The 26136-nt window shown below is 34.4% G+C and carries 23 protein-coding genes and 1 pseudogene; 14 read left to right on the forward strand and 10 right to left on the reverse strand.

The window, feature by feature from the left end:
• The 6 genes and pseudogenes from AB4Y90_RS06070 to AB4Y90_RS06095 all read left to right on the forward strand — a co-directional run.
• Window positions 1-313 (forward strand): annotated as a pseudogene (locus AB4Y90_RS06070) (potassium-transporting ATPase subunit B); the annotation flags it as partial.
• Window positions 314-420: 107 nt separating this feature from the next.
• Window positions 421-987: a K(+)-transporting ATPase subunit C gene (locus AB4Y90_RS06075; protein WP_441556530.1), complete on the forward strand. Its 567-nt coding sequence runs from the start codon at window positions 421-423 to the stop codon at window positions 985-987.
• Between the two features lie 78 nt (window positions 988-1065).
• A complete protein-coding gene (locus AB4Y90_RS06080; RefSeq protein WP_441556531.1) occupies window positions 1066-2145 on the forward strand; it encodes a porin in 1080 nt (359 codons plus the stop codon).
• Between the two features lie 220 nt (window positions 2146-2365).
• A complete protein-coding gene (locus AB4Y90_RS06085) occupies window positions 2366-3490 on the forward strand; it encodes a sensor protein KdpD (RefSeq protein WP_441556532.1) in 1125 nt (374 codons plus the stop codon).
• On the forward strand, window positions 3490-5220 hold the full coding sequence (locus AB4Y90_RS06090) for an ATP-binding protein (protein ID WP_441556533.1): 1731 nt from the start codon (window positions 3490-3492) through the stop codon (window positions 5218-5220). Before AB4Y90_RS06085 ends, AB4Y90_RS06090 begins: the two co-directional genes overlap by 1 nt.
• Before the next feature lie 194 nt (window positions 5221-5414).
• A complete protein-coding gene (locus AB4Y90_RS06095) occupies window positions 5415-5633 on the forward strand; it encodes a hypothetical protein (RefSeq protein ID WP_441556534.1) in 219 nt (72 codons plus the stop codon).
• Between the two features lie 14 nt (window positions 5634-5647).
• Here the strand turns inward: AB4Y90_RS06095 and AB4Y90_RS06100 are convergent, their stop codons facing one another.
• Together AB4Y90_RS06100 and AB4Y90_RS06105 are read right to left on the reverse strand one after the other, a co-directional pair.
• Window positions 5648-5803: a lmo0937 family membrane protein gene (locus AB4Y90_RS06100; RefSeq protein WP_441556535.1), complete on the reverse strand. Its 156-nt coding sequence runs from the start codon at window positions 5801-5803 to the stop codon at window positions 5648-5650.
• Window positions 5804-6163: 360 nt separating this feature from the next.
• Window positions 6164-6754, reverse strand: a complete 591-nt coding sequence (locus AB4Y90_RS06105; protein WP_441556536.1) for a hypothetical protein — start codon at window positions 6752-6754, stop codon at window positions 6164-6166.
• A gap of 578 nt (window positions 6755-7332) precedes the next feature.
• On the opposite strand from AB4Y90_RS06105, the gene AB4Y90_RS06110 reads away from it, so the two are divergent.
• The 7 genes from AB4Y90_RS06110 to AB4Y90_RS06140 are packed head-to-tail and all read left to right on the forward strand — an operon-like array spanning window position 7333 to window position 14485.
• Entirely contained in the window at window positions 7333-8808 is a 1476-nt protein-coding gene (locus tag AB4Y90_RS06110) for a response regulator (RefSeq protein WP_441556537.1), read from the forward strand.
• A gap of 4 nt (window positions 8809-8812) precedes the next feature.
• Window positions 8813-9973 (forward strand): CHASE3 domain-containing protein, encoded by a 1161-nt coding sequence (locus AB4Y90_RS06115; protein WP_441556538.1) that lies wholly within the window; start codon window positions 8813-8815, stop codon window positions 9971-9973.
• Window positions 9974-9989: 16 nt separating this feature from the next.
• Entirely contained in the window at window positions 9990-12284 is a 2295-nt protein-coding gene (locus AB4Y90_RS06120) for a response regulator (protein ID WP_441556539.1), read from the forward strand.
• Between the two features lie 15 nt (window positions 12285-12299).
• A complete protein-coding gene (locus tag AB4Y90_RS06125; RefSeq protein WP_441556540.1) occupies window positions 12300-12662 on the forward strand; it encodes a response regulator in 363 nt (120 codons plus the stop codon).
• A gap of 3 nt (window positions 12663-12665) precedes the next feature.
• Window positions 12666-13496 (forward strand): CheR family methyltransferase, encoded by an 831-nt coding sequence (locus tag AB4Y90_RS06130; RefSeq protein ID WP_441556541.1) that lies wholly within the window; start codon window positions 12666-12668, stop codon window positions 13494-13496.
• 11 nt (window positions 13497-13507) lie between these two features.
• Entirely contained in the window at window positions 13508-14080 is a 573-nt protein-coding gene (locus AB4Y90_RS06135; RefSeq protein WP_441556542.1) for a chemotaxis protein CheB, read from the forward strand.
• A gap of 33 nt (window positions 14081-14113) precedes the next feature.
• On the forward strand, window positions 14114-14485 hold the full coding sequence (locus tag AB4Y90_RS06140; protein ID WP_441556543.1) for a response regulator: 372 nt from the start codon (window positions 14114-14116) through the stop codon (window positions 14483-14485).
• A 54-nt stretch (window positions 14486-14539) separates the two neighbouring features.
• On the opposite strand, the gene AB4Y90_RS06145 is transcribed toward AB4Y90_RS06140, so the two are convergent.
• The 4 genes from AB4Y90_RS06145 to AB4Y90_RS06160 all read right to left on the reverse strand — a co-directional run bounded on the left by AB4Y90_RS06145 (window position 14540) and on the right by AB4Y90_RS06160 (window position 20663).
• Window positions 14540-14827: a hypothetical protein gene (locus AB4Y90_RS06145; RefSeq protein ID WP_441556544.1), complete on the reverse strand. Its 288-nt coding sequence runs from the start codon at window positions 14825-14827 to the stop codon at window positions 14540-14542.
• Between the two features lie 162 nt (window positions 14828-14989).
• Window positions 14990-17143: an outer membrane beta-barrel protein gene (locus tag AB4Y90_RS06150; RefSeq protein WP_441556545.1), complete on the reverse strand. Its 2154-nt coding sequence runs from the start codon at window positions 17141-17143 to the stop codon at window positions 14990-14992.
• A gap of 364 nt (window positions 17144-17507) precedes the next feature.
• A complete protein-coding gene (locus AB4Y90_RS06155; RefSeq protein WP_441556546.1) occupies window positions 17508-18317 on the reverse strand; it encodes a DUF4249 domain-containing protein in 810 nt (269 codons plus the stop codon).
• Between the two features lie 9 nt (window positions 18318-18326).
• On the reverse strand, window positions 18327-20663 hold the full coding sequence (locus tag AB4Y90_RS06160; protein ID WP_441556547.1) for a TonB-dependent receptor: 2337 nt from the start codon (window positions 20661-20663) through the stop codon (window positions 18327-18329).
• Window positions 20664-21261: 598 nt separating this feature from the next.
• Between AB4Y90_RS06160 and AB4Y90_RS06165 the strand changes: the two genes are divergently transcribed.
• On the forward strand, window positions 21262-24153 hold the full coding sequence (locus AB4Y90_RS06165) for an AsmA family protein (RefSeq protein WP_441556548.1): 2892 nt from the start codon (window positions 21262-21264) through the stop codon (window positions 24151-24153).
• 108 nt (window positions 24154-24261) lie between these two features.
• On the opposite strand, the gene AB4Y90_RS06170 is transcribed toward AB4Y90_RS06165, so the two are convergent.
• From AB4Y90_RS06170 to AB4Y90_RS06185, 4 genes are read right to left on the reverse strand one after another with little or no spacing between them, the layout of a single operon-like run.
• Window positions 24262-24849: a YdeI/OmpD-associated family protein gene (locus AB4Y90_RS06170; protein ID WP_441556549.1), complete on the reverse strand. Its 588-nt coding sequence runs from the start codon at window positions 24847-24849 to the stop codon at window positions 24262-24264.
• Entirely contained in the window at window positions 24833-25234 is a 402-nt protein-coding gene (locus AB4Y90_RS06175) for a DoxX family protein (protein ID WP_441556550.1), read from the reverse strand. Before AB4Y90_RS06175 ends, AB4Y90_RS06170 begins: the two co-directional genes overlap by 17 nt.
• 7 nt (window positions 25235-25241) lie before the next feature.
• Window positions 25242-25706: an SRPBCC family protein gene (locus AB4Y90_RS06180; protein ID WP_441556551.1), complete on the reverse strand. Its 465-nt coding sequence runs from the start codon at window positions 25704-25706 to the stop codon at window positions 25242-25244.
• 5 nt (window positions 25707-25711) lie between these two features.
• Window positions 25712-26032, reverse strand: coding sequence for an ArsR/SmtB family transcription factor (locus AB4Y90_RS06185; protein ID WP_441556552.1), 321 nt, complete (start codon window positions 26030-26032; stop codon window positions 25712-25714).
• Window positions 26033-26136: the final 104 nt, after the last annotated feature.

A 26136-nucleotide genomic window follows, 5' to 3' on the forward strand; every position in this document is an offset into this window, starting at 1 on the left:
ATTCAGTATTGCCAATGACGTTGCGAAATATTTTGCGATTATTCCTGCCTTGTTTATTACAGCAATTCCGGCATTGCAAGGTTTAAATATTATGGATCTTCACAGCCCGGAAAGTGCAATTTTATCTGCGGTAATCTTCAATGCGATCATCATTCCGATATTGATTCCGCTGGCTTTGAAAGGCGTTGCTTACAAGCCAATCGGTGCATCGGCTTTGTTAAGACGTAATCTATTCATCTTCGGATTGGGTGGGGTGGTAATTCCATTTATCGGTATTAAAATCATAGACCTCATCGTTTCTTTATTTTTCTAAATATCTAATTGGCTTGGCAAGAGGATTTATTATTATCTAATCATATTTTTCGTCCTTTTAACGATCTCATTTCTTCTTGCCATTTGCCTTTCATTAAATTATTAAAAATGAAAACACATATTTTACCTGCAATAAAACTGACTGCTTTGTGCATCGTTCTTCTTGCGATTATTTATCCTGTTTCGATTTGGGCGATTGCTCAGCTTTCACCGAATCATGGCAAAGGAAATTTGATTCAACATAACAATAAAACCTATTATGCGAATATCGGGCAGTCTTTTACCGACGATAAATATTTTTGGTCAAGACCTTCTTCGGTAGATTACAATGCTGCAGGTTCTGGAGGAAGCAACAAAGGTCCATCAAATGAAGAGTATTTAAAACAAGTTCAGGCTCGCATCGATACCTTTCTGATGAAAAATCCGGGAATTGCAAAATCTGAAATTCCGGCAGACTTGGTGACGGCAAGCGGAAGCGGACTTGATCCTAATATCTCGGTTCAGGCTGCTAAAATTCAGGCCAAAAGAATTGCTAAAAGCAGAAATATCTACGAGAAAGAAATCAATAACCTCATCGCTCAACATACAGAGAAACCTTTAATGGGATTATTTGGTCCCGAAAAAATCAATGTTCTTAAATTGAATATTGCACTTGATCAAATAAGTGAAAAATAGATTATAAAAATCAATCTCTATAAATGTGAATTTTATTTTTTAAATGAAATTCTTCTACATTCCTTAATTTAAAAATCAATGAAAAAAATACTTTTTGTTTTATTAGCTGTATGCGGAATTACGGCATCTGCTCAAAATGACTCAATCAATAAACCCCTTACAATAAACGGATACGCTGAAGTTTATTATACCGCAGATTTTAATAACCCTAAAAACAATAACCGACCTGGCTTTGTGTATAGTCACAATCGGAATAATGAAGTTAATATCAATTTAGCTTTTATAAAAACTGCCTACAACACCGAAAATGTACGAGCCAATCTAGCTCTGGCTGTAGGAACTTATATGAATGCCAATTATGCTTCCGAACAAGGTGTTATGAAAAATATTTATGAAGCAAATGCAGGTTTGAAAATCTCCAAAAAACATAATTTATGGATTGATGCCGGAATTTTCCCGTCGCATTTAGGTTTTGAAAGTGCAATCGGAAAAGATAACTGGACGCTCACAAGAAGTCTCTTTGCAGACAATTCTCCTTATTTTGAAACCGGTGCAAAAATTTCTTACACTTCTGAAAGCGGAAAATGGTTTCTAAGTGGTTTGGTTCTCAACGGTTGGCAACGCATTCAGAGAGTTGACGGAAATTCTACTCCCGCATTCGGACATCAACTGATTTTTAAACCTAATGAAAAACTGACGATTAACAGCAGTTCTTTCATAGGAAATGACAAGCCCGACAGTATTCGTCAGATGCGATATTTCCATAATCTGTATGCGGTATATCAAATCAATAAAAAGTTTGGAATCACAGCCGGTTTTGACATTGGTGCTGAGCAAAAAGCAAAGGGAAGTAATCAATATAATATTTGGTACACTCCGGTTGTAATCGGAAAATATAATGCTACAGATAAACTGAGTTTTACGGCAAGAGGAGAATATTATCAGGATGAAAAAGGAGTAATCATTTCTACAGGTACAGAAAACGGTTTCAAAACTTTCGGATATTCTTTCAATGCAGATTATCAGATATTTCCCAATCTTGTATGGCGGATGGAAATCAGAAACTTAAATAGTAAAGATGCTATCTTTACAAATAGGAGAGATGAGTTTAATAAAAATAGTTTGACAGCAACTACCGCATTGGCTGTTTCATTTTAATCAAGGTGAAATAATGGTGAAATTTGAAACTTTTTCTAACCATTAAGATAGTTAATTGATTAAGGATTATTAAGAATCAATAAATTGATTTAAGTATGCAGCTTAATGATTCACCTTGGTGAAACTAAAATAATATATATATCGTATTTGACCTTAAAAATTCAACGACCTTAATGGTTTTAAAAAATTTTATAACTGTTATCAAATAATCATTTCAATAATGAACGAATCAAGAAAATCAGCGGAAGAATTTCTACAGCTAATTAACAACTCAAAGCGAGGTAAACTGAAAATTTACATCGGGATGAGCGCAGGTGTGGGAAAAACCTACAGAATGCTGCAGGAAGCTCATGTGCTTCTTCAAAACGGGATTGATGTAAAAATTGGCTATGTAGAAACACACAATCGCAAGGAAACCCACGATTTGCTGAAAGGTCTTCCTATTATTCCCAGAAGGAAATTATTTTATAAAGGAAAAGAACTCGATGAGCTTGATGTTCCGGCGATTATTGTGTTGCGTCCTGAAATTGTTATTATTGACGAATTGGCTCATACCAATATTGAAGGAAGCAAAAACAAAAAAAGATGGCAGGATGTTTTTGAGATTTTAGATGCCGGAATTAATGTTATCAGCGCTGTAAATATACAGCACTTAGAAAGTTTAAACGATGAGGTAAAAAACGTGACAGGAATTGAAGTTGCCGAAAGAATTCCCGACACTGTTTTGGCTTCTGCCGATGAGGTGGTGAATATCGACCTTACTGCCGATGAATTGATTACCCGATTAAAAGAAGGGAAAATCTACGATCAAAGTAAAGTATCTTCTGCACTGAGCAATTTTTTTAAAAACGAAAATATTCTTCAGCTTCGTGAGCTTGCCTTGAAAGAAGTCGCTTCGCAGGTCACCAGAAAAGTAGAAACCGAAGTTATAACCGGAAAAACTTTAAGGAAAGAAAAATTTCTCGCATGCATCAGTTCAAATGAAATTACGGCTAAAAATGTGATCAGAAAAACGGCGAGACTGGCGAGTTATTACAACAGTCAGTGGTTTTTACTGTATGTTCAGGTTCCTCGTGAATCGGCTGACAGAATTGCGCTTAATAAGCAAAGACATTTGATTAACAATTTTAAGCTGGCAACAGAATTGGGCGCAGAAATCATAAAAATTCAAAGTAAAAATATTGCCATGACAATTATGGAGCAATGTGAAGAGCGTAAAATTACAACTGTTTGCATCGGAAAACCACATCTGGATATCTGGAGAATTATTCTGGCAACCGATACTTTTAATTCCTTACTCAAAAGACTTTCAAAACAGAACGTAGATTTAGTAATTTTGTCGTAATGAAAATAAAAACAAAGCTTAATGCAGGTGTTGGTCTGCTGTTTTTTATGATAATTGTGCTGTCAACTTTGGGTGGATGGTTTATTTATCAGCTTAAAAAAGATACTCAGAATATTCTTACCGACAACTACAATACGTTGCAGTATTCCCGGAATATGCTGTTATCACTCGAAGAAATTGGTAAAGAACCTTTAGCAACAGCAGAATTTCAAAAAAATCTTGATCTGCAGCGTCAGAATATTACAGAAGATGGAGAAAAAGAAGCTACAAAAAATATACTCGCTCATTTTTCAGATTTAAAAAATGATGAAGGTAATTTAAGCCTGCATTCAGCGATCCGGAAAGATATTGCTGAGTTGATGCAGCTCAATATGAATGCCATCCAAATTAAAAGCGGAATTGCCAATACAACAGCACAAAATGCAATTGCGGTGATCTCTATCGCCGGAACTTTATGCTTTTTAATTGCATTTATTTTGATGGTGAATCTTCCGGCCAATATTTCAAACCCGATTCGTGAATTGACTTCAAGCATTCATCAGATTGCCAATCAAAATTACAGAGAAAGGGTGCAGTTTGAAAGCAATAGCGAGTTTGGTGAACTGGCGAGATCTTTTAATACGATGGCTGAAAAACTTCAGGAATATTCTGAAAGTCGTATTGATAAAATTTTAAAAGGAAAAAAGCGCATCGAAACCCTGATCGATAACATGCACGATGCCGTAATCGGGATTGACGAAAACAGGAAAGTCCTTTTTGTAAATAATGAAGCCTTAAAAATTTCCGGTCTTAAAAAAGAAAATTTTGTGGGTAAACTCATTCAGGATGTTGCCGTGAGTAACGATTTGGTGCGTGATCTTATTAAAGAAATCATCAATCCGGATGCAGAGAAAAATCCTGCAGAATTATTGAAAATTTTTGTGGAAGGAAAAGAAAATTACTTTGAAAAAGAAATTTTAGATATCAATGTTATTCCTACCGGCGAAAAAGACAGCCGTTTTATCGGGCAGGTCATTATGCTTCGCAATATTACACCGTTTAAAGAATTAGATCTGGCAAAAACCCGTTTTATTGGAACCGTTTCGCACGAATTTAAAACGCCTATTTCTTCTATACAAATGGGATTGCAGCTCCTGGAAAATGAAAAAATCGGCAGCCTGAATGAAGAACAGCAAAAACTGGTGAAAGGCATTGATGAAGACGCTTTACGATTGCTTAAAATAACCGCTGAATTATTAAATGTAGCTCAATTGGAAACCGGTTTGAGCCAATTGAATATTCGGTCTTTTAAGATCAATGAAATGCTTGAAGAAGTGATTAAAACCAACAAATCTGCAGCCGACAAAAAGCAGATATCAATCGTTACGGATATAGATTCTGGTTTAGAAATAATGAATGCAGATCAGGAAAAAACGTTGTGGGTTCTCAATAATATTGTTTCTAATGCAATCCGTTACTCTTACGAGCAATCAGATGTTATTATAAAAGTTGAAAAACCTGATGCCGAAAATGTAAAATTTTCTGTAAAAGATCAAGGTTTAGGTATTGAAGAGCAATATCTGAAGCATATTTTCACAAGATATTTCAGGGTTCCCGGAACAAAAACTGAAGGAACAGGTTTAGGACTCAGCATCAGTAAAGAATTTATTGAGGCTCAACGTGGAAGTATTTCTGTAGAAAGCGAAGTGGGAAAGGGAAGTATATTCAGTTTTATTTTAAAGTTAAATTAAAAAAACATTTATTTAAATTGCTGTTTTTGGGGATAAATATTGGGTCTGAAAACTATTTTTTATGGCTTAAAGGTAATTAATAGCCTGTTGGTTTTGTTAAATTATCAAATCATTAACATTTATAAATTATCGCAGGAAGATTGGTAAAGAAATTGTATAGTGAAGATTATAAGTATTGAATAAAAACAACAATTATGGAGATCTCACTTTACGAATTTAGCAATTTACCATCGCAAACTCAATCTGAAATAGTATTAAATCAGGGAAGATTATTAAACGAAAAAGTAATGACCTCGTTCAAATACGTACTCTACGAAATATCTAGTTTCTCGGTAGAAGTAATTTATAAAAATGCAGATGGAAAAATTGTAGGTTTAAATATTTTCCAGAATGCAAGAGCATATGCAACATAAATATCAGTAAATCTTTATTGAATATTTAAATTAATTAATACAACGATAATTGCAATAACTAATAGAACGTGAATTAAGCTTCCGGTATCCATTCCTGGGATCACTCCAAGCATTCCTAATAACCATACTACGATGCAGATCACTGCAACAAGCCATAATATACTTCTCATAATAATAAATTTTTTGGTTGGTATTTACTTATATGCATTTTTTGTGCCTTAATTGGTTTTAAATGTTGTTTTTTTTCAATGTTCTTAGATTTTATACCTGATTTACAAAGGTTTATTTTTTGTAATGTGGTATTTTTTATGTTTAAATTGAATAGGAAAATAATAGCGATTTATTTTGTCAAAAAAAATTGCCCGCAATTAATGCAGGCAATTCAAAATTCATAATAATATAATTGATTGTGGTGTGCATTGCATACATCAATCCATATGCCGCACATAAATCGTGTGGTATCTAAACTTTTATTTTTTTATTTAATAAAGCAATTATGTTACTTTATTGTCAACATAATTCATTATAATTTATTCGAATTGATTTTCAGGATTTTTGAAATTTTGCAAAGTAGGTAAAGTTTTTATAGCAATTTTCGTTGGTTTTTTCTTTTTTGCTTTTTCCGAACCAAGCGATTTGCTGGTTTCGGTTTTTTCTCCTTTTACCAGATCAAATTTTGTTTCAGTAGTGATGTCTTTACCGTCCCAATTTATTTCAGAGATTTTAATGAGTTCAAATTTTCCGTTCTGATAACGGAAAGTATGAGATTTTTTTGCATCTTTTATTTCAGTCGTAAGGATAAGATTTCCGTTTTCGATAGAGATATCCGGAATTTGATCGCCGCCGTATTTTCCATCAGGATATTGAGGGTTAAAAACCTCTTTCGAAGAAAATTCTAATCTGAGTTTTCTGTTCGGCTGCAGCAGAAAAACCTGTAATTTCAGGGGTCGTTGCACATCGACGGTATCCATGGTTAAGATTACTTTATCCTGTAATCCGTCTCTGTTCAGGTCGCCCATTTTTTCTTTTACACGCACTGTAAAATGCTCATTGTTTTTCTGTTGTTGCGAATACATATTCATAGAGATGAAACCTAAAAATACCAGCAATGTTTTTCTCATGGTTTAAGTAAAAGTTTTTATTGGGCAAAAGTGTACTTGCGTTTTAGTTTTAAATTAGGATTTCGTAAAACCTAATTTTATTATAAATCAATCACAATATACTCAAAATCCTGATAATAACCGAAAGATCTTCTAAGAGCTTGTTTAATTTTTAGAAGATATTTTTGAATATTAAGAAGTAAGATTTCAGAAACTTAAGCTTAATAAACTTAAATCAAAATCAATTTATTGATTTCTTAAAATATTCATTATGAATTGATTATTAATGACTTAATGTTTTAAAAAAAATAAATAAAGTTTATTTAAATTAAAAATATAAATTTTAAACAGGCTCTACGATTATGATCAGTTTTTACATAAAGATTGTCCCTTCAAATTTGAATTTTTTATGCGAACTCAATTTCGTTGAAAATATCTTTAAATAAATTTGTGTTTTATAAATATTTTGCATGAAAATTGTAAATATGTTACCGCTAATTCAGATTATGATAAAAAAGATTTATAAATAATTGTTTATCGAATTATTGTAAGTATTTTTGAGTTTGAAAAATTAAACAAACAATTGATTTTACCTAGATATGATCTTAATCGTCGATGATAATCAAAACAATCTATTTTCATTAAAAAAATTATTAGAATCTAAAGACTTTCAGGTAGATACAGCAGATTCTGGCCCGGAAGCATTGGGAAAAGCATTAAAAAATGATTATGCCTTAATTATTTTGGATGTACAGATGCCGGAAATGGATGGCTTTGAAGTTGCCGAAACACTCGCAGGATACAGCGGAACCAAAGATATTCCCATTATTTTTTTATCGGCTGTCAATACAGAAAAGAGATTTATTACAAAAGGCTATGCTTCGGGCGGGAAAGACTATGTTACAAAACCCGTAGATCCGGAAATTCTGTTGTTGAAAGTAAAAACATTTTACAATCTGCAGGAGCAGAATATTGCAATGCGGAAAACGCAGCAAAGCCTTGAGCTTGAAGTGAAAGGCAGACGTGAATCTCAGGTTACCATGAAGTCGCAGATCGATCATTTTCATCTGATGCTGGAATCTTTACCTCAAATTGCATTTACAATTAATGAGCAGGGAACGGTAGATTTTGTGAACGGAAAATGGTACGAATATTCACGTTCAGATACTTCTTTCCCCGAAACTCATCCTGATGATTTTTGCATTACCGAAGAATTTTCACGCTGTAAAAAGAAAGGAAAAGCACTCGAACTGGAGGTGAGAATCAAAAATATAAAATCAGGAGATTTCAGGTATCATCTGCTTCGTGTAACGCCGGTGCGAGAAGAAAATGCAATCAAAACCTGGGTAGGAACTTTTACTGATATCGACGATCAGAAAAAAGTAGAGAAAGAAAAAGACGAATTTTTGAGTATTGCAAGCCATGAACTGAAAACTCCTTTAACGAGCATTAAAGCCTACATCCAGCTTTTAGACCGTAAACTGAAGCTTGCTCAGGAAAGCGCAGAAGCAGGATTTATGCTGAAAGTTCAGGATCAGATTGAAAAGCTTAATACTCTGATCTCAGATTTGCTGGATGTTTCTAAAATTGAAAACGGCAAGCTTAAAATCAATAAAAAACCGACCAATCTTGATGAATTAATACAAAATGCAATCGAAACCATTCTGCAGACACAGGATCAGAAAATGGTGAAAATTGATCGTCACGGCTTTATTCCTGATGTTCTTATTCCTTTGGATTCTATTCGTATTGAGCAGGTTTTGATCAATTTTTTAACCAATGCCATAAAATATTCGCCCGAAAATCATCAGGTAATCGTTACCACTTTCGTAGATGAAGAAGAGCAGGAAGTAAAGGTGAGCGTTACCGATTTCGGAATCGGTATTCCGGATTTTAAGCAGGAAGCTGTTTTTCATAAATTTTATCGTGTAGAAGAATCATCACTTCAGTTTCAGGGAATGGGCATCGGACTTTATATCTGTTCTGAAATTATCAAGCAGCACCACGGAAACATTGGCGTTTCGAGTATCGTAGATGAAGGTTCTACATTTTATTTCACATTACCATTAAATTAATTTTATGCCGAAAAAAATATTAAGAAATCTGCAGTTCGGAGTTGGTTTTTCGTTGTTGATACTTATTGCAAGCTCAATTGCTTCATATCTGAGTATTCAGAACCAGATGAATCATCGTGAAAGCGTTGGAAAAAGCAGACGTGCAGCAACAGCCGTAAAAGATGTTTTGGTAGCACTTTTAGACGCTGAAACCGGAAGCAGGGGTTATCAGTTAACAGGAAGGGAAAGCCTTCTTGAGCCCTATAATCGTAGTTTAAATGAATATTCGAAAGCCATTGAGCTTGCGAAAAATTTAGATATAGATGATGAAAAACAGCAAAAACGCTTAGAGCTTTTAGAACAAAACGTTGAAAAAAGCATCAATAATCTGAAATTTTATGTTGAAAACAGACGAAAAGGTATCGTGATGACTCAACAGCAGATTTTGGAGAGCAAAGTGTATATGGATAAATGCCGTGAAGTGGTAAATGACTTTGTAAAATATGAAGAATCACAGCTTGAGATAAAAAGTAAAGATCTCAACAGTTCCTCAAATACAACGGTTTTATTTATCTTATTTTCAGCGCTTTCGGCAATTGTAGTGACGGTCTTTTTCTATTTTAAATTAAGATCAGATCTTGTACGCAGAGAAAAGCTTGAAAAAGATTTAAGAGATAAAGATGCCCAAATTTCCAGACGTGTTACTGCTATCCAGAAGATTGCCAATCGTGTTGCTAATGGTGATTACAGCCAAAAAGCAGTAGACAATTCGCAGGATGATCTGGGAGATCTGGTAGAATCTCTCAACCACATGACAGATTCTTTGAAAATAGCTTTTGAAACTATTAATAAAAGTGATTGGAGACAAAAAGGTCTTGCTTTATTGAATGAATCTCTTGTTGGAAACAAATCGGTGAAAGACGTTTCTGAAAAAGCTCTTTCTCAACTGATTGCCTACGGAAACTGCATCAATGGTTCCTTATACTTATTTGATGAAGGAATTTTAAGATTAAACAGCGCTTTCGGATTAGAAAACTGCATGAAAAAAACGTTTGAGGTTGGTGAAGGAATGATCGGTCAGACTTTTGTGAATGAAAAACCTCAGGTTTATAATGATCTTAAAGAAGATGATTTTGTAGTAAGTTTTGCAAGCAGTAAGTTGAAAATCAACGGATTAAGGACGTGAAAAAGAGCAGCAGTTATTGGAAGAAACCCAGGCTCAGTCTGAAGAATTACAAGTGCAGCATTCAGAATTAGAGAACCTTAATACAGAATTGGAAGCTCAAACCCAAAAATTGCAGGCTTCGGAAGAAGAACTTAGAGTGCAGCAGGAAGAATTGATGCAGGCAAATGCAGAACTGGAGGAACGCTCAAGATTACTGGAAGACAAAAACCATCTGATTGCCGAAAGAAATAATGAGATTCAGAAAAAAGTAGAAGAACTTGCTTTAAGTACCAAATATAAGTCGGAATTTCTGGCGAATATGTCGCATGAATTGCGCACTCCTTTAAATTCAATTCTTCTTCTTTCCCGATTGATGGCAGAAAATCCTGAAGAAAACCTTAATGAAGATCAGGTAGAATCTGCAAAAGTTATTCAAAGCTCAGGAAGTAGCTTACTTACTTTGATTGACGAAATTTTAGATTTAGCTAAAATAGAATCCGGAAAAATGACTTTAGAATATCATGATGTAGAGATTTCTGAGGTTGTAAAAGATTTAAAAAACCTCTTTAAAGCTGTGTTTTTAGATAAAAAACTTCAATTCAATATCAATATTGATGAAGAAGCTGAGAAAAATATCGAAACAGACCGTTTACGTGTAGATCAGGTGTTGCGAAATCTTCTTTCCAATGCTTTGAAATTTACCAAAGAGGGAAGCATCGAATTAAACATTAAAAAAGATCCTAAAAATAAAGACTTCATCATTTTCTCTGTAAAAGATACAGGAATCGGGATCCCCGAAGATAAGCAGAAAATTATTTTTGAAGCCTTCCAACAAGCCGATGGTTCTACCAGAAGACAGTTTGGAGGAACAGGTTTAGGATTATCGATCAGCCGCGAAATTGCAAGATTACTGGGCGGAGAATTGAGCTTAATCAGTAAAGTAGGTGAAGGAAGCGAGTTTATTTTAAATATTCCGATAAAACCGATTTCCGAAATTGCAAAACATGAAACCGATCAGCAATTGGTAGATATTATTCGTGAAGATGTAGAAGAAATTCAGAATATTCTGGATGATGGCGAAACGGAATATTATGAAAAAATCGTCCTTGAAATTCCTGAAAATGTTGATGACGACAGAGACAGTATCAATGAAGGAGATAAAGTAATCTTAATTATCGAAGACGATACCAATTTTGCAAAAGCCTTATTAAAATATGCCAGAACACAGGATTATAAAGGGATTGTTGTGGTAAGAGGAGATCACGCTTTACCTGCTGCACAGCAATATCATCCGCAAGCGATTTTATTGGATGTGCAACTTCCTGTAAAAGACGGCTGGAAAGTGATGGATGAATTGAAATCTAATCCCGAAACCAAACATATTCCGGTTCACATGATGTCTGTGCTTCATGTGAAAAAAGAAAGTCTGATGAAAGGTGCAATTGATTTCATCAATAAACCAATGGCTTTGGATCAGATGGCGGATGTTTTCAAAAAAATTGAAGAAGCGATCAGAAAATCTCCTCAGAAAGTGCTGATTGTGGAAGAAAACGCAAAACATGCAAGTGCATTGTCTTATTTCTTAAGTAATTTTAACATCTCTTTATCCATCGAAAATAATGTAGAAGATGTTGTAAAAGCACTCACTTCTAACCAGACCGATTGTGTGATTTTAGATATTGGCGATTCCCGCGGAAATGAATATCAGGTAATAGAATCGATCAAAAGTTACGATGGTCTTGAGAATCTTCCGATTATTATCTTTACAGAAAGAAATCTATCTCAGTCTGAAGAACTGAAAATAAAGCAGTATGCAGATTCTATCGTTGTAAAAACCGCACATTCCTACCAAAGAATTTTGGATGAAGTAGGCTTATTTTTACATTTGGTTGAAGAAAAAAATAATTCTCTGGAAAACCTCAGAACAAAAACTCTGGGTTCGTTAACAGAAGTTTTAAGTGGCAAAAAAATTCTTATTACGGATGACGATGCCCGAAATATTTTCTCTTTAACCAAATCTTTAGAGAAATATAAAGTGGAAGCCATCGTTGCAATGGATGGAAAACACGCTTTGGAACAGATTAAGCAGAACCCCGATATTGATGTGATTTTAATGGATATGATGATGCCCGAAATGGATGGTTACGAAACCATTCAGGAGATCAGAAAAATGCCGAAATTTGCAAAGCTGCCAATTATTGCGATTACAGCAAAGGCAATGATCGGAGATCGCCAGAAATGCATCGATGCAGGAGCTTCAGACTATATTTCAAAACCTGTAGATATTGATCAGCTGTTATCATTGCTTAGAGTTTGGTTGTATGAAATTTAAAAAGCTATCATTCTGATGAATAAGAAAATTTTAATAGTGGATGATGATCCGCGAAATATATTTGCCCTGAAGCTGACCTTGAAATCAAAAGGCTATCAGATTGAGAGTTCTACCATGGCTTTGGAAGCTATAGATATGCTTAAAAACAACCAAGATATTTTTGTGGTTTTAATGGATATGATGATGCCTGAAATGGATGGTTATGAAGCCATAAAAATCATCAGAAACACCCCTGAAATAAGCAAGGTTCCTGTTATAGCCGTTACTGCGCAGGCAATGCCCGAAGATCGCCAGAAATGTCTGGATGCAGGAGCCAATGATTATGTTTCAAAACCGATAAATGTTGATGTATTGCTAACTGCGCTCGAAAAACTTTAAAAAATGCTCGAACCAAGTATTATAAAAGATGAAGAAGTAGAATATCTTATCAAAGATGTCTACGCACTGTACGGATACGATTTTTCCGAGTACAGCAGAGCTTCTTTTAAAAGGAGGATCAACCGTATTTGCCTGATCGAAAGATTTACGAGTTTTGCAGAACTGCGTTATACCCTCATCAATGAACCGGAATATTTAAAGCGTTTTGTGGAAGAAGTAACGGTGAATGTAACCGAAATGTTCAGGGATCCGCATTTTTTTAAAAGTTTAAGAGAAAAGATTCTGCCGCAACTGGGAACTTATCCGCTGATCAGGATTTGGGTTGCAGGCTGTTCTACCGGCGAAGAAGCGTATTCTATGGCAATTTTACTGAAAGAAGCCAATCTGTATCATAAATGTCTGATCTACGGCACAGATCTCAATCCGTCGGTTTTAGAAACCGCAAGATCAGGCGTTTTTCCTTTACAGCAAATGAAACTGTACTCTGAGAATTATATATTATCTGGTGGAAAAAAAGATTTTTCAGATWATTATACTGCCAATTATGACAGTGCAAAATTTGATAAAAGCCTTCAGGAAAAACTGATCTTATCGACGCATAACCTGGTTTCAGACAGCTCGTTTAACAGCTTTCAGCTGATCATCTGCAGAAACGTGCTCATTTATTTTGACCGTGGTTTGCAGGAAAGGGTTTTTAAACTTTTTGATAACAGCTTAGAAAATTTAGGATTTCTGGCTTTAGGAGCAAAAGAAACGATCAGGTTTTCTAAATTAGATAAAAATTTTCACCAGGTTGATGATCAGAGAATCTGGAAAAAAATAGATCATAACTAATATTTTTTATCATGAAGAATGAAAGCAAAAATACAGAAATGGTTTTGGTTGGCGGATCTGCGGGCAGCCTGCAGGTTATTTTGGAAATGATTAAAAAAATCAAAGAAAAGCTAAACTTCCCCATCATATTGGTATTGCACAGAAAAGCGCATTCATCCAATATTTTGCAGACTTTACTTCAACAGTTTATTTCAACCGAAGTATTGGAGATTGATGATAAAACAGACATTAAAAAAAATAAAATTTATATCGTTCCTGCAGATTATCATCTTTTATTTGAAAATAAAAAAACAATGTCTCTTGACAGCTCAGAGAAGATGAATTATTCACGTCCGTCAATTGATGTCACTTTTAAATCTGCAGCAGAAGTTTACGGAAAAAATTTGGTAGGGATTTTGCTTTCAGGAGCCAATGCAGACGGAGTGGAAGGTTTGTCTTATATCAAAAAAAACAATGGTAAGGTTTGGATTCAGGATCCGGAAACAGCCGAAGTAGATTATATGCCGAAACATGCTGCAGAAGAAGTAAAATATGATCTGCTTATTAAACCCGAAAATCTGGCAGATTATATCAATCAATTATAAAAAAACAACCYAAATTAAATCTAAATAAAAAAAATGAGTAATAAGAAAATTTTGATTTTTGATGATGATAAAACAATTCTGGAAGTGATTACGATCATTTTTGAAGAAAACGGTTATCAGGTCGAAATTTCAGAAACATCTCATGATATCATCGAAAAGGTTTCAAGCTTTAAGCCTGATGTAATTCTTATGGATAACTGGATTCCCAGAATAGGCGGAGTAGAGGCAACAAAGCTTTTAAAAAGCCATGAAGAGTTTAAATCTATTCCGGTAATCTATGTGACGGCAAATAATGATATTGTAGCTTTAGCGAAAGAAGCTCATGCGGATGATTACGTTGCGAAGCCTTTCAACCTTGAAGATCTTGAAGAGAAAGTTGCAATGTTTATGCAGCAAAACGCTTAAAATAATTTCTTTTAAAAATAAAATCCCGGCAAAAATGGTCGGGATTTATTTTTTTTATATGATTCTTTTAATTTCTTCAGTTTGTGGATGCTGAAGTTTTTTTAACCGTTCTTTTATATCGTCTGCGCTGCATTTTTCGTTGTTTAATTCTGTGATTAACGACGATAAAAACATTTTAAGCTCATTATCAGACAAAACTTTTTCTGTAAAAGTCGGGGCAATAATATTTTTTTTTGATACCAGATTTTCTGCAAAATCATATTGATCGGTAAGGTCTACCTCTAAGCCCAGCTGTTGTTTGATGCATAAGGCTAAGTAACTGTTAAGTAATTTTTTTTCCATCCTTATAGTATTTATTATTTATGTAATAATATTTATGCCATTGAGGTGTTAAAAATTTATTAATTATAAAAAAATGTACCTTACTATTAAATTTTTCAAAAATTAAAACAAAAAAACGGACGGTTAATTGCTCGCCATCCGTTCTAACAATAAAAAAACTTCTTATTTTGCACCGCCGCTGTTTTTCTCAACATCGGTTTTGGTATTTTCTTTTACTTTCTGGTTTCCGAATCTTTTTACAATAGAAAACGAAACTCCGTACCAGTCTGATCTAGTGGAATTTCTCTGGCTTCCGTCGGGAGTAAATGTTGTAGAATCAAACGTTGGCCTTGCAAAAATATTCATCAGTTGCAGGCTAAATTCCAGCTGAGATTTTGGGAAAATCTTTGTGGCCGAAATATTATGGAAAACATTGGTTCTGTTGGCAATAGAGTTACCGTTATTCTGATTAGAAACTTCTACCCAACCGCTTAGATTAATATTTTTATTAAAAAGGTTGGTGTACGTTAAGTTGGCAGAACCAGCCCAATAACTTATGTAATTGTTATCTGGTCTTAAACCGTTTTTCGTGTTAAAATCACTATTATCAATGTAATTCCATCCGAAGCTCATATTTACATTCAGTTTATTTTTAAGAAGCGACTGATTGGTATTTGCATAGAGATAATATTTGTGTACTTTCCCAAGAAAATTGGCTTCCTGTTGAATAATTTTGTTGCCTTCGGGTATATAAGTTGTCCAGTAATCCTGATCGGTGAATGTATATCTTGCAGAAAGGAAATATTTCTTCAAAAATCCGAATTTCATATACAATCTGTCGCTCGGATTCGGGTTCAGATCCATATTTCCGCGAGTATAAAATCCGTCGTTGGTAGGCTGCATAAAAGGATTAAATTCAGAATACCAAGGTCGCCAGATATTTTTATTGTAGGTTAAGCTCAGATCATATTTGTCTGAAAAAGAATATTTAACTAAAATATTAGGTAAAAACGTCCCGTAAGAATCATGTCTTGAAGTTCCCGCTACATCCTGACGGATTTTGTAATCGATGTATTCGTAACGTAAACCGATTCTTGTTTCTAATTTTTCGAAAAAAGTTTTAGAATAATTAGCATATACAGAGCTGATATTATCCTGATAATGGAAAGTATCACCTGTACTTAAATCTGACAACTGATTTCCGTAAAGCTGATTAGGAATTACATTATTGTTAAAATCTGTTTTAGCCCCAACTTCAAAGCTGCCTCCCGATTTCCCCAAAGTTTTTGTATAATCTACTTTGATGTAATAATTACGGTTTTCAACATCAGAAAGCACGCCTATTTCCTGAATTTCTGTTGTAGCAGGAAACACTTTGTTTTGAATAAAATAATTATTATCAGATTCGCCGTCGTAGTTGGTTCCTAAATTAATGTCGAGGATCGTATTTTTTTCTTTATCATAATATTTATAGAAAAAATTGGTTCCCAAAGTACGGCTGAGCGTAGATGAATTCTGATTTTGATCGTAGAGATAATCTAAAACACCGTTCTCAGAGCGAGATCCGCCTGCTTCCGAAGAATTGCTTCTTTTGCCTTGGTACGCTTCAAGAATCACTCCAATCGTGTTTTTATCGTTTAACTCATATTCTGAAGTTGAAGAGACGGAAGGGTTTTTTCCTTTATAAATATTTTTGGTAGATCCTTCGGTAATTACATTATTTTCATAAACTGTATTCAGAAAAGAGTTTCTTTGTACCCACGTGTTATCGCTGTAGCTTCCGACAAGGGTCTGTGTAAAGTTTTTCTTATGATAATTAAGGTTAAGATTGGTGTACTGAGAATTTTGTGTATTTTGCCTGTTGTTGAACGTTATGCTTCCTTTCATACCTTCATCATCACGCTTTTTAAGAACAATATTGATGACCGATCCAGTTGCTTCATATCTTGAAGAAGGGCTTGTAATAACCTCAATTTTCATCAGATTATCTGCAGGGATTGTTTGCAGGTATTCTTTCAATTCTTTTCCTGTAAAAACCGATTTTCGGTCGTTGATGTAAACTGTTACAGATTCTCCTTCTGCTTTTAAAGCATCATTGCTGTCAACGCTCAGCAAAGGAGTCATTCTAAGAACATCCCACGTTGTATTTCCTGCAAGAATAGAGCTGTTTGCCACRTTAAAAACAGTACGGTCAACTTTAGATTCCACCGTGGGTTTTCTTGCAACAAAAGTCACTTCTTCTATTTCTTTTACTTTAGATTCTATGGTATCTTTTTCAGCTTGTGCAAAAGCAAGAGTTCCTATCAATAAAGCAACGGGTGCTAATATTTTCTTCATTAAAGTTTTTATTTTGAATATAAGACACCAGTGAGGGAATATTTGTTACATCATAAAAATGTTAATTTTTGTTAACTTTATTTCTTTTAAATAAAAACTTTGATAATCAAGCATATAAAAAGCTATTCTGAATTAACAAAATAGCTTTTATAAAATCGGAGCCTATTTAAATTTTATATTCTTAATTTTTTTCTCAAATAACTTTACATTTAATTTAATCTGAGTTTGAATAAGATGATTTGCTCTGTAGGAGTAAAACCTTTGTAGAAAATGATTCTCAAAAATATCTTGAGCTCCGTAGGAGCGAAACCTTTTTAAATCTTTCTAAAAATTTCACTGAAAATTATTTAAAAATAAATCAAATTTATTGAATTATAATACTTCTCTTTCTTACGGAATGTGCAGAAAAATATCCTAAAGCACCATTACTAATATTACTTGGCGGATTTGCTGGAGTAATTCCTCCACCGGGACCACCTCCCGAAAGTTGAAGCAGAGCCGAGTAAAAAGTATAAACATTTTGGTCGATACATCTCATTTCAACATTAATAATATCTCCTGCAACTACTTTTACAGCAGTCGGTTCATCTCCATCATCATTGGGTAATATCAACGGACGCTGATTGGCCGTTCCGTTGTTTACATTATCAGAAAACTCCGAAAAATATTGCTTAGGTTTACTGTTTATGGTATAGCTGAATAAATAACGGTTCCCTAAATCAGCAGGATCTGTAAAAACCGGTAAAAGTGTATAACTTGTTTCACCGCCGACCATAAAAGAATCTTGTTCCAAACCTTCAAAGTCAACTGCTTCAGGCATTTTACTTTGTGCAATATATTCTTTTTCTTCTATCTTTATTGTTAAAGTGTAAGTGTGTCCCGGTATCCCTTCAATAATAGAACTTTTGTAATATCCGTCACCTACATAATTTAAAGTTTCTGATTGTCCGAAATCATCAGTCAGTCGAACATAATAATTTTCTACCGGTGGATATTCATTTTGCTGAGTAAATGCAACCGATTTTGTAATTCTTACATAATGCGGTCCATCCTGATCGGTTATGTTTCCTTCTATGACGATGTTTCCGCTTTGGTCTTCAAGATCCAGATCGATTTCTTTTTCACAAGAAGTGACTAAAAATAAAGACAATATGATTAAAAATATATTTTTCATTAATTAAATTTAAAATTTGAAGTTATAAGTAATGTTCGGAACCCATTTGAAAAGTGAAGTCTGCATTGCTCTTGTCGTTCCCGGATTATTCGGATTGTCTTCAAAAGTAATCGTGTATGCATTTTCTCTTCCGTACACATTGTAGATTCCGAATGACCATGAGCCTTTCCAGCGTTTATTAGAAACTGGTTCATACGTTGCACTCAGATCCATTCTGTGATAAGCAGGCATTCTGTCTGCATTTCTGCTGCTGTACTGGAAGATTGTTTGTCCGTTCAACTCATATTTTCCGGTTGGGAAAGTCACTGCATTTCCTGTGCTGTAAAGGAATAATCCCGAGAAAGACCACTTCGGATTGAGCTGATACGTTGCTACAACAGAAAGATCATGCGTTTTATCCTGCCTTGCGTCGTACCATTCATTATCATTAATTCCGTTGATTTTTCTTTCGGTTTTAGATAAAGTATAAGAAATCCAGCCGGTCAGTTTTCCGCTCTTCTTTTTGGCAATTAATTCTAAACCGTAAGCTCTTCCTTTTCCGAATAGCAGTTCGCTTTCTACGTCTGCTGCGGTATCGAAAGTAATTTGCGCTCCGTTTTTGTAATCAATCTGGTTCTGCATCGATTTGTAATAAATCTCGGCATTCAGCTCATAATTATTGTTGTTAAAGTTTCTGCTGTAACCTGCGCTGATCTGGTCTGCAATTTCAGGTTTTACGGTGTAGCTGCTTCCAATCCATTGATCGGTTGGGTTTCCGCTTCCACTGTTACTTAATAAATGTAAATTTTGGGTGTTTCTGGAATAGCCTCCTTTTACGCTGCTTACTTCATTAATTCTGTAATTTGCGGTAATTCTCGGCTCAAGATTCACATATGTTTTCCCGAATTTTCCTTTTTCTAAATATTCTGAATCGGTTAAAACTCCGTTTTCATAAGTATTAAAAGTATCACCTCCCAAAACACTGAACATTGAAAGTCTTGCTCCGTAATTAATCGTCAGCTTTTCTGTTGCTTTAAAATCATCATTAATATAAACCGCATTTTCCCATGAATATCTCGGGTTTCTCGGAAAGCTGCTCACACTTGTTCCCGAAGCGCTGCTTGGTGTAATGGTGTGATAAATTGACTGTAAACCAAACTTCACATTGTGCTTATTCCCTGCAAACCATGAGAAATCCTGCTTCAGATTCCAGTCTTCAATTTCAGAATCAAGCCCGAAAGTATTATTGTTGCTGCTTAAGCTTACATTATAATTGTAATTGCTGTAAATGAATGAAGTATTCGAAAATAATTTGCTGTTGATAATGCTGTTCCAGCGTAGAGTAGCGGTTGTATTTCCCCAATCTGTAGAAAAAGTGTCGCCTAAGCCTAAAACATCTCTTCCGAAATATCCCGATAAATATAATCGGTTATTATCATTAATCTGATAATTGGCTTTTAGGTTTAAATCATAAAAATATAATTTACTATCTTTAAAATCATCGGTTGCTTTCAGGAAAACATCTGCATACGTTCGTCTTCCCGAAACAATAAATGAAGATTTTTCTTTCTGAACCGGTCCTTCCACGCTTAATCTGCTGCTTATTAAACCAATTCCTCCGTTTATATTGTAATCTTTACTGTTTCCGTCTTTCATTTTTACATCCAAAACAGAAGAAAGTCTCCCACCATATTGAGCAGGGCTGTTTCCTTTGATAATGCTCACATCTTTCAGCGCATCACTGTTGAATGTAGAGAAAAATCCGAGCAAATGCGATGCGTTATAAACTGCAGCTTCATCAAGCAAAATTAAGTTTTGATCAGTTGCGCCGCCTCTTACAGAAAACCCGCTGCTTCCTTCACCGCTGCTTTTAATTCCGGGTAAAAGCTGGATTGTTTTCATCACATCTTTTTCACCAAACAAAACGGGAAGTTTGTCTATTTGCTTTATGCTTAAAGTTTCGGTTCCCATTTGTGCAGAAGAGAGGTTTTTATCTTTTTTAACGCCTGAAATTATAACCTCATCAATTTTAGCAGTTCTTTCCTCGCCTTCCTGATCTAAATCAAGATTGAGCTTTACATCACCTTCAACATTAATCAACTGCTGAAAATCTTTAAAACCTGGATTAGAAACCACCAAAGTATAAGAACCTTTGGGAAGTGAAAGAGAGTAAAATCCGTACTCATTGGCAACAACCGAAATGGTGGGATCTTCGGCGATTTTTACGGCAACACCCAGAAGCAGCTCGCCATTTTTCTTGTCTTTTACCGTACCGCTTATCGAGTATTTCTGCTGTGCAAAAACAACCGAGCTAAAGCAGACTGCAGCAATTGTTGTTGCAGTTTTTAATGATGTTTTCTGTATCAATTTTTATAGTTTATTTTTGAAATAAAAGTTTATTATGGAGAAGTAAAAATATCCAATCTTCAAAACATTGAGAAATAAATCTTTAAATCTGCCTAAACAACGGTGAGTTGAATAGTTTATTGCAGGTTAATATTAAAAAATAATTAATTAAAATTCTTAGCAAAATTAAAATGTGTTCTAAGAGCTTGTTTAAAATAATAAATATGAATTTTATGATTAGTTTTTCGCAAAAAGGCGTAAAATTGTTTAACTATAGCACGCTTTAAGGCGCAAGGATTTTATCTTCAATAAAATTGATCAGCATTATAAAAGAAAACCTTTGATTTTCTCCTTGCGTCTTAAAAAATAAAGAACTATTATCAAATCTTGCGTCTTTGCGTTTTTCCAATAAATTTAAACAGGATCTAAGTTTTAAGCAGTTTTCAAAAATAATAAACAATAAAAAAAGAAAAATTATAAAAAGCTAATTGAAACAATCTGATAATCAGATTTCATGTTTTATTTCCGTTATGCATAAGGTTTTCAATGGCTCGATTTTAGATAGTACAGAAATATTATCATAGATTTTTCTCAGTATAAATCTCAAAATTATCAGATCATGGAAAGATTTAAAAAAATAATTTTGAAAATTCTTAAATGGACAGGAATTTCAATTGCATCCATTCTTTTTCTTATGTTTATTATTCCCATTTTATTTCCGGGAACAGTTTCTGAGCAGGTAAAATTATTTGCCAACAAACATCTTGCAGGCGAGCTTGATTATAAAAAAACGCACCTTACTTTTTTCAGGCACTTTCCTTCATTGACCGTTTCGGTAGACGATTTTTTATTGAAAGGCTCAAAACCTTTTCAGAATGATACATTACTTGCCGCAAAAGAAGTTGCAGTGGGAATCAATCTTAAAAACCTGATCTTCGACGGAGAAGTAAAAATTGATGAAATCTACGTTACCGATGCAACTGCAAATGTTTTCGTAAATATGAAAGGGGAGGCAAACTACAATGTTTATGTCTCTAAACCTTCAGATAAACCCAAAGATACAACAGGAACAGGAGCTTCAATTAAACTCGATTTAATTAAATTAAGAAACTGGAATATTAAATACAACGACCATGCTGCAAGAGTTTTGGTAGATGCAAAAGGGTTGAATTATACAGGAAAAGGAGGGTTAAGCGAAGATATTTTTGATCTTACAACAGATCTTGATATTGATAAATTAGATTTTAGCTTAAACAGAACTTACTACGCTAAACAAAAAACGCTGCACGCCGATTTGATTACAAGAATCAATACGAATGCATTAACTTTTGTTTTGAGAAAAAACGAATTGAGAATTAATGATTTGCCTTTAAAATTTACGGGTTTTGTAAGTATTTTAAAAGACGGTTATAATCTCGACATTAAAGCGGCATCCGAGAAAACAACGATTCGTGATATGATTTCTGTGCTTCCGCCACAATATTTAGACTGGGCAAAAGATACGAAGATAGAAGGGAAAAGCGACCTGTTTTTCAGCCTGAAAGGAAGATTCAGCGAGCCGAAAAATCAAAAACCAAGACTGAAAGCAAGACTTTTTGTAAAAGACGGTTTTGTTTCAAACGGAAAAGCTCCGGTTCCGATGAATAATTTTAATATGGATCTGAATGTAGATTTACCCGATCTAAACACAGAACAATTGGGACTTGACCTCAAAAACCTAAGCTTCGATCTCGGTCCGAATAATAATTTTAAAGCGGTCGTAAAAACGAAAGGTTTAAACGAAATGCAGATCAATGCCGATGTGAAAGGTGCGGTTAATCTTCAGACTTTAACCCAGGCTTTAGGTTTAAAAGATATTGACGCAAGAGGTTTGATGGACACCAATATCAAGGCAAACGGAATTTTTAGTTTAGATAAAAAATTATTCCCGAAAACCAACGGTTACCTCAATCTGAAAAACGGTTGGCTGAAAACAAAATATTATCCTAACCCGATTCAGAATATTAATATTGTTGCCAATATTATCAATACTGACGGTACTTTTAAGAGTTTGGGCGTAAAGCTCGATCCTTTTAAATTTGATTTTGAAGGAAATCCTGTTTTTGTGAATGCAGATTTGCAGAATTTTGAAGATGTATTGTATAAAGTTCGTGCAAAAGGTACTTTGAATGTTGGAAGAATCTATAAAGTTTTTGCCAAAAAAGGTTTGGATGTAAGCGGACTGATTATGGCAGATCTGTCTTTAAACGGACGACAAAGCTATGCTACAACAGGGCAATACAGCAGATTAGACAATCGTGGAAATTTAATTTTAAAAAATATAAAAGCGACTACAGAATATCTTCCGAAATCATTTTACATTAGGGAAGGAAACTTTGAGTTTGAGAATGAAAAAATGTGGTTCAGGAAGTTTTTTGCCAACTACGGTAAGTCAGATTTTGCTTTAAATGGTTATCTTTTAAACACAATTAATTATTTTATCGAAAGAAGAGGTACGCTTCACGGTAAGTTTAAATTAAAATCCCGCTACATTCTCATCGACGAGTTTATGGCGCTGAAAGATGGTGACAATTCAAAAAAATCAATAGAAGTAGATTATGCAAAAGTAGAAAACCCGAAGAGCAGCGGTGTTGTGATTATCCCTAAAAACCTGGATGTTTCGCTTGAAGCAGATGCTAAAAATGTAGAATTTAAAGGATTAAACCTTAATAATCTTTTCGGTTTGGCTTCAGTCAATAAAGGCGAAGTTTTTCTTAAAAACACTTCATTTGATGTGGTAGGAAGCAGGATGACAATCGATGCGCGTTATCAGGACGAATCTCCGTTGACGGCTAATTACGATATTGCTCTGAAAGTTTTAGATTTTGATGTACAAAGAGCGTATAATGAAATCGATATGGTGCGTGAAATGGCAACTGCAGCCAAAAACGTAAAAGGAATTGTTTCTCTTGATTACAAATTAAAAGGTGATTTCGATAAAAACATGAAACCGATTTACCCGTCTTTAGAAGGTGGAGGTGTGGTAAATCTCCGTGACGTAGAAGTGAAAAACCTGAAAATGCTTTCGGCAGTTGGTGATAATATCGGCGCAAAAGCTTTTAATGATCCCGATATGAAAGGAGTAAATATAGAAACACACATCAATAATAACCTTATTCATGTAGATAAGTTCACCTTTAAAGTTTCTATTTTAAGACCTACAATCAGCGGGACAACAAGTTTTAACGGGCTTCTTGATCTTAGAATTCGTGTGGGAATTCTTCCGGGAGGATTAATTGGTTTTCCAATTGTAGTTACGGGAACCCATGAAAAACCTAAAATTAAAATTTTCAGCAAAACAGGACAGGGAATTATCGATGCTTTGTATAACGAAAAATCGAACAAAGTAATTCGTGAAGAAAGACGTGCCGAGAAAAAAACAAAAAGACAGCAGCGAAAAGAAAAAGCGGCTCAGGAAAAACAGGCTAAAAATGCTGAAAAACAGATTACAAAAGAAGTGAAAGAAAAATAAAATATCATTTTAGTAAAGAGGAATTTCTGAAAACAGGAATTCCTCTTTTTATTATGTAAAGAAATTTAGTATTGATATTTCTCGCAGATATTGCAGATTAAGCAAATTTTAAAAACAATCGTCAATTCCTTTTCCATCCAGGATTTGCTGATAATATTTTTCAATTCTGCTTTCTCTGGTTTTGGAGTGTTTTGCCTGATTAAAATAGAATAAATATCCTTTTTGCCTTCCCGGACTTAAAGCATAAAATGATTGGTTTAAAGCGGAATCTTCATCCAAAGCTCTTTGAAATTCTTCAGGAACAGGATATTCTGAAGCCTTTTTCAATTCTACTTTTTGCCCGGATCGTTCTATTTCTACAGCTTCCTGAATATATTTTTTTATCACTTCCCGCCGCTTTTCTACTTCCTCAATATTTTTGAATCTGATCTGTCTTGCAGACTGTACATTTTCAGTCTGTTGAATCAAAATACGATCAGGATCTTTCATCAAAACGCCCTTATGAAAAAGCAATGCAAAATATTCTTTAAAACCGTGGATCAGCACAACGTTTTTGCCGTCTAATGTGTAGCAGGGATGCATCCATTTATAATCTTCTTCCAAATCTTCGTTTTCAGTAACGATTTCGCGCAGTAAATAAAATTCTTCTTTCCATTTTTTGGCTTTTCCGAAAAATTGTTCAGCTTGCAGATTCATTTTCGTTGTTTTTTGAGGTTATTTTTCTGTCTGCAGGTCTGAAATACCAGGATAAAACAGTTACGATCAATAATATCAAAGCTGGAACTGCTTCTGCAAAACTTTCGCCTGATGCAAAATGAGAAATTGCTGCGCCCGACATGGCAAAGAAAAAACCTGCATAAGCCCATTCTTTCAGCAATGGAAATCTCGGAATGAGAATTGCGATTACACCCAAAATTTTCCAGACTCCCAAAATCGATAAAACGTATAAAGGGTAATGCAGCTTGGTGATTATTTCGTTGTAGCCTCCTATCTGAAGCATTTGTTGTATTCCTCCCGCCAACATTCCGATGGAAAGAAAAATTGTGGCAATCCAGTAAATGATTTTGTTTCTTTTTTTCATTTTTAGATTATTTTGATTGGGTAAAAATATTCTGAAGCTTATCATGAGCCATGCTCAATCCTTTTGCAAAAGGCATTTTTAAAAGCTGATCTCTGAATTCTACCGATTTGAAGACCTGCTGAATAGTAAGTTTGCTTTTGTCTTCCCCGATTTCTTCAAAAGTCAGAAATTCAAGCTGTACAGGGAACGGTGTGTTTTCCATTTCAAAAGTTCGGGTTATTTTTTCATTAGGAATAAATTCAAGGATGACTCCGTTTGCAGAAAATACAACATTTCCATAATGTGAGGTTTCAAATCTCCAGCTTCCGTGTTTATGATTTTCAAGCTTTATCACCTTTGTATTCATCCATTGTTCTACAATTTCTGCATCTTCGTATGCTTTAAAAAGCAATTCTAGAGGAAGGTCAAATTCACGGGTAATAAAGAGTTCCTGTGTGTTTTCTTCTGCTTTAATTTTTGTTTTGAGTTCCATATTGATTATTTGTTTTTATAGTTTTTCATAATTGCTTCCAAAGAATTGAAGCGGTCGTCCCACATTTTACGGAAAGGCTCAATAAAATCGGCTATTTCTTTCATTTTTTGTGGATTAAGATGGTAAATTATTTCTCTTCCGTTTTGCTCGGAAGTTAACAGTTCGCATTCAGTTAAGATCTGAATATGTTTTGAAACGGTCGGTCTCGCTGTATCAAAATTTGAAGCAATCGCTCCGGCTGTCATCGATTGTGCAGCAACCAAAGCGAGAATCGATCTTCTTGTAGGATCGGCAATTGCCTGAAAAACATCACGTCTTAAATTCATTATGAAGTTATTTGACTACAAATTTAAATGTAGTCATTTAACTACGCAAGTTTTTTTTGAAAAAATTTAAAATTTTGTGAAACTTAAATCTTACATAACTTTTC

The sequence above is a fragment of the Chryseobacterium sp. 2TAF14 genome (assembly GCF_052115105.1).
Lineage (GTDB): Bacteria > Bacteroidota > Bacteroidia > Flavobacteriales > Weeksellaceae > Chryseobacterium.

What these genes read in the sequence shown, in the direction of transcription:
- AB4Y90_RS06075 (WP_441556530.1), top strand. Translation starts at nt 421, where the DNA reads ATGAAAACACATATTTTACCTGCAATAAAACTGACTGCTTTGTGCATC.
- AB4Y90_RS06080 (WP_441556531.1), top strand. Translation starts at nt 1,066, where the DNA reads ATGAAAAAAATACTTTTTGTTTTATTAGCTGTATGCGGAATTACGGCA.
- AB4Y90_RS06085 (WP_441556532.1), top strand. Translation starts at nt 2,366, where the DNA reads ATGAACGAATCAAGAAAATCAGCGGAAGAATTTCTACAGCTAATTAAC.
- AB4Y90_RS06090 (WP_441556533.1), top strand. Translation starts at nt 3,490, where the DNA reads ATGAAAATAAAAACAAAGCTTAATGCAGGTGTTGGTCTGCTGTTTTTT.
- AB4Y90_RS06095 (WP_441556534.1), top strand. Translation starts at nt 5,415, where the DNA reads ATGGAGATCTCACTTTACGAATTTAGCAATTTACCATCGCAAACTCAA.
- AB4Y90_RS06100 (WP_441556535.1), bottom strand. Translation starts at nt 5,803, where the DNA reads ATGAGAAGTATATTATGGCTTGTTGCAGTGATCTGCATCGTAGTATGG.
- AB4Y90_RS06105 (WP_441556536.1), bottom strand. Translation starts at nt 6,754, where the DNA reads ATGAGAAAAACATTGCTGGTATTTTTAGGTTTCATCTCTATGAATATG.
- AB4Y90_RS06110 (WP_441556537.1), top strand. Translation starts at nt 7,333, where the DNA reads ATGATCTTAATCGTCGATGATAATCAAAACAATCTATTTTCATTAAAA.
- AB4Y90_RS06115 (WP_441556538.1), top strand. Translation starts at nt 8,813, where the DNA reads ATGCCGAAAAAAATATTAAGAAATCTGCAGTTCGGAGTTGGTTTTTCG.
- AB4Y90_RS06125 (WP_441556540.1), top strand. Translation starts at nt 12,300, where the DNA reads ATGAATAAGAAAATTTTAATAGTGGATGATGATCCGCGAAATATATTT.
- AB4Y90_RS06135 (WP_441556542.1), top strand. Translation starts at nt 13,508, where the DNA reads ATGAAGAATGAAAGCAAAAATACAGAAATGGTTTTGGTTGGCGGATCT.
- AB4Y90_RS06140 (WP_441556543.1), top strand. Translation starts at nt 14,114, where the DNA reads ATGAGTAATAAGAAAATTTTGATTTTTGATGATGATAAAACAATTCTG.
- AB4Y90_RS06145 (WP_441556544.1), bottom strand. Translation starts at nt 14,827, where the DNA reads ATGGAAAAAAAATTACTTAACAGTTACTTAGCCTTATGCATCAAACAA.
- AB4Y90_RS06155 (WP_441556546.1), bottom strand. Translation starts at nt 18,317, where the DNA reads ATGAAAAATATATTTTTAATCATATTGTCTTTATTTTTAGTCACTTCT.
- AB4Y90_RS06165 (WP_441556548.1), top strand. Translation starts at nt 21,262, where the DNA reads ATGGAAAGATTTAAAAAAATAATTTTGAAAATTCTTAAATGGACAGGA.
- AB4Y90_RS06170 (WP_441556549.1), bottom strand. Translation starts at nt 24,849, where the DNA reads ATGAATCTGCAAGCTGAACAATTTTTCGGAAAAGCCAAAAAATGGAAA.
- AB4Y90_RS06175 (WP_441556550.1), bottom strand. Translation starts at nt 25,234, where the DNA reads ATGAAAAAAAGAAACAAAATCATTTACTGGATTGCCACAATTTTTCTT.
- AB4Y90_RS06180 (WP_441556551.1), bottom strand. Translation starts at nt 25,706, where the DNA reads ATGGAACTCAAAACAAAAATTAAAGCAGAAGAAAACACACAGGAACTC.
- AB4Y90_RS06185 (WP_441556552.1), bottom strand. Translation starts at nt 26,032, where the DNA reads ATGAATTTAAGACGTGATGTTTTTCAGGCAATTGCCGATCCTACAAGA.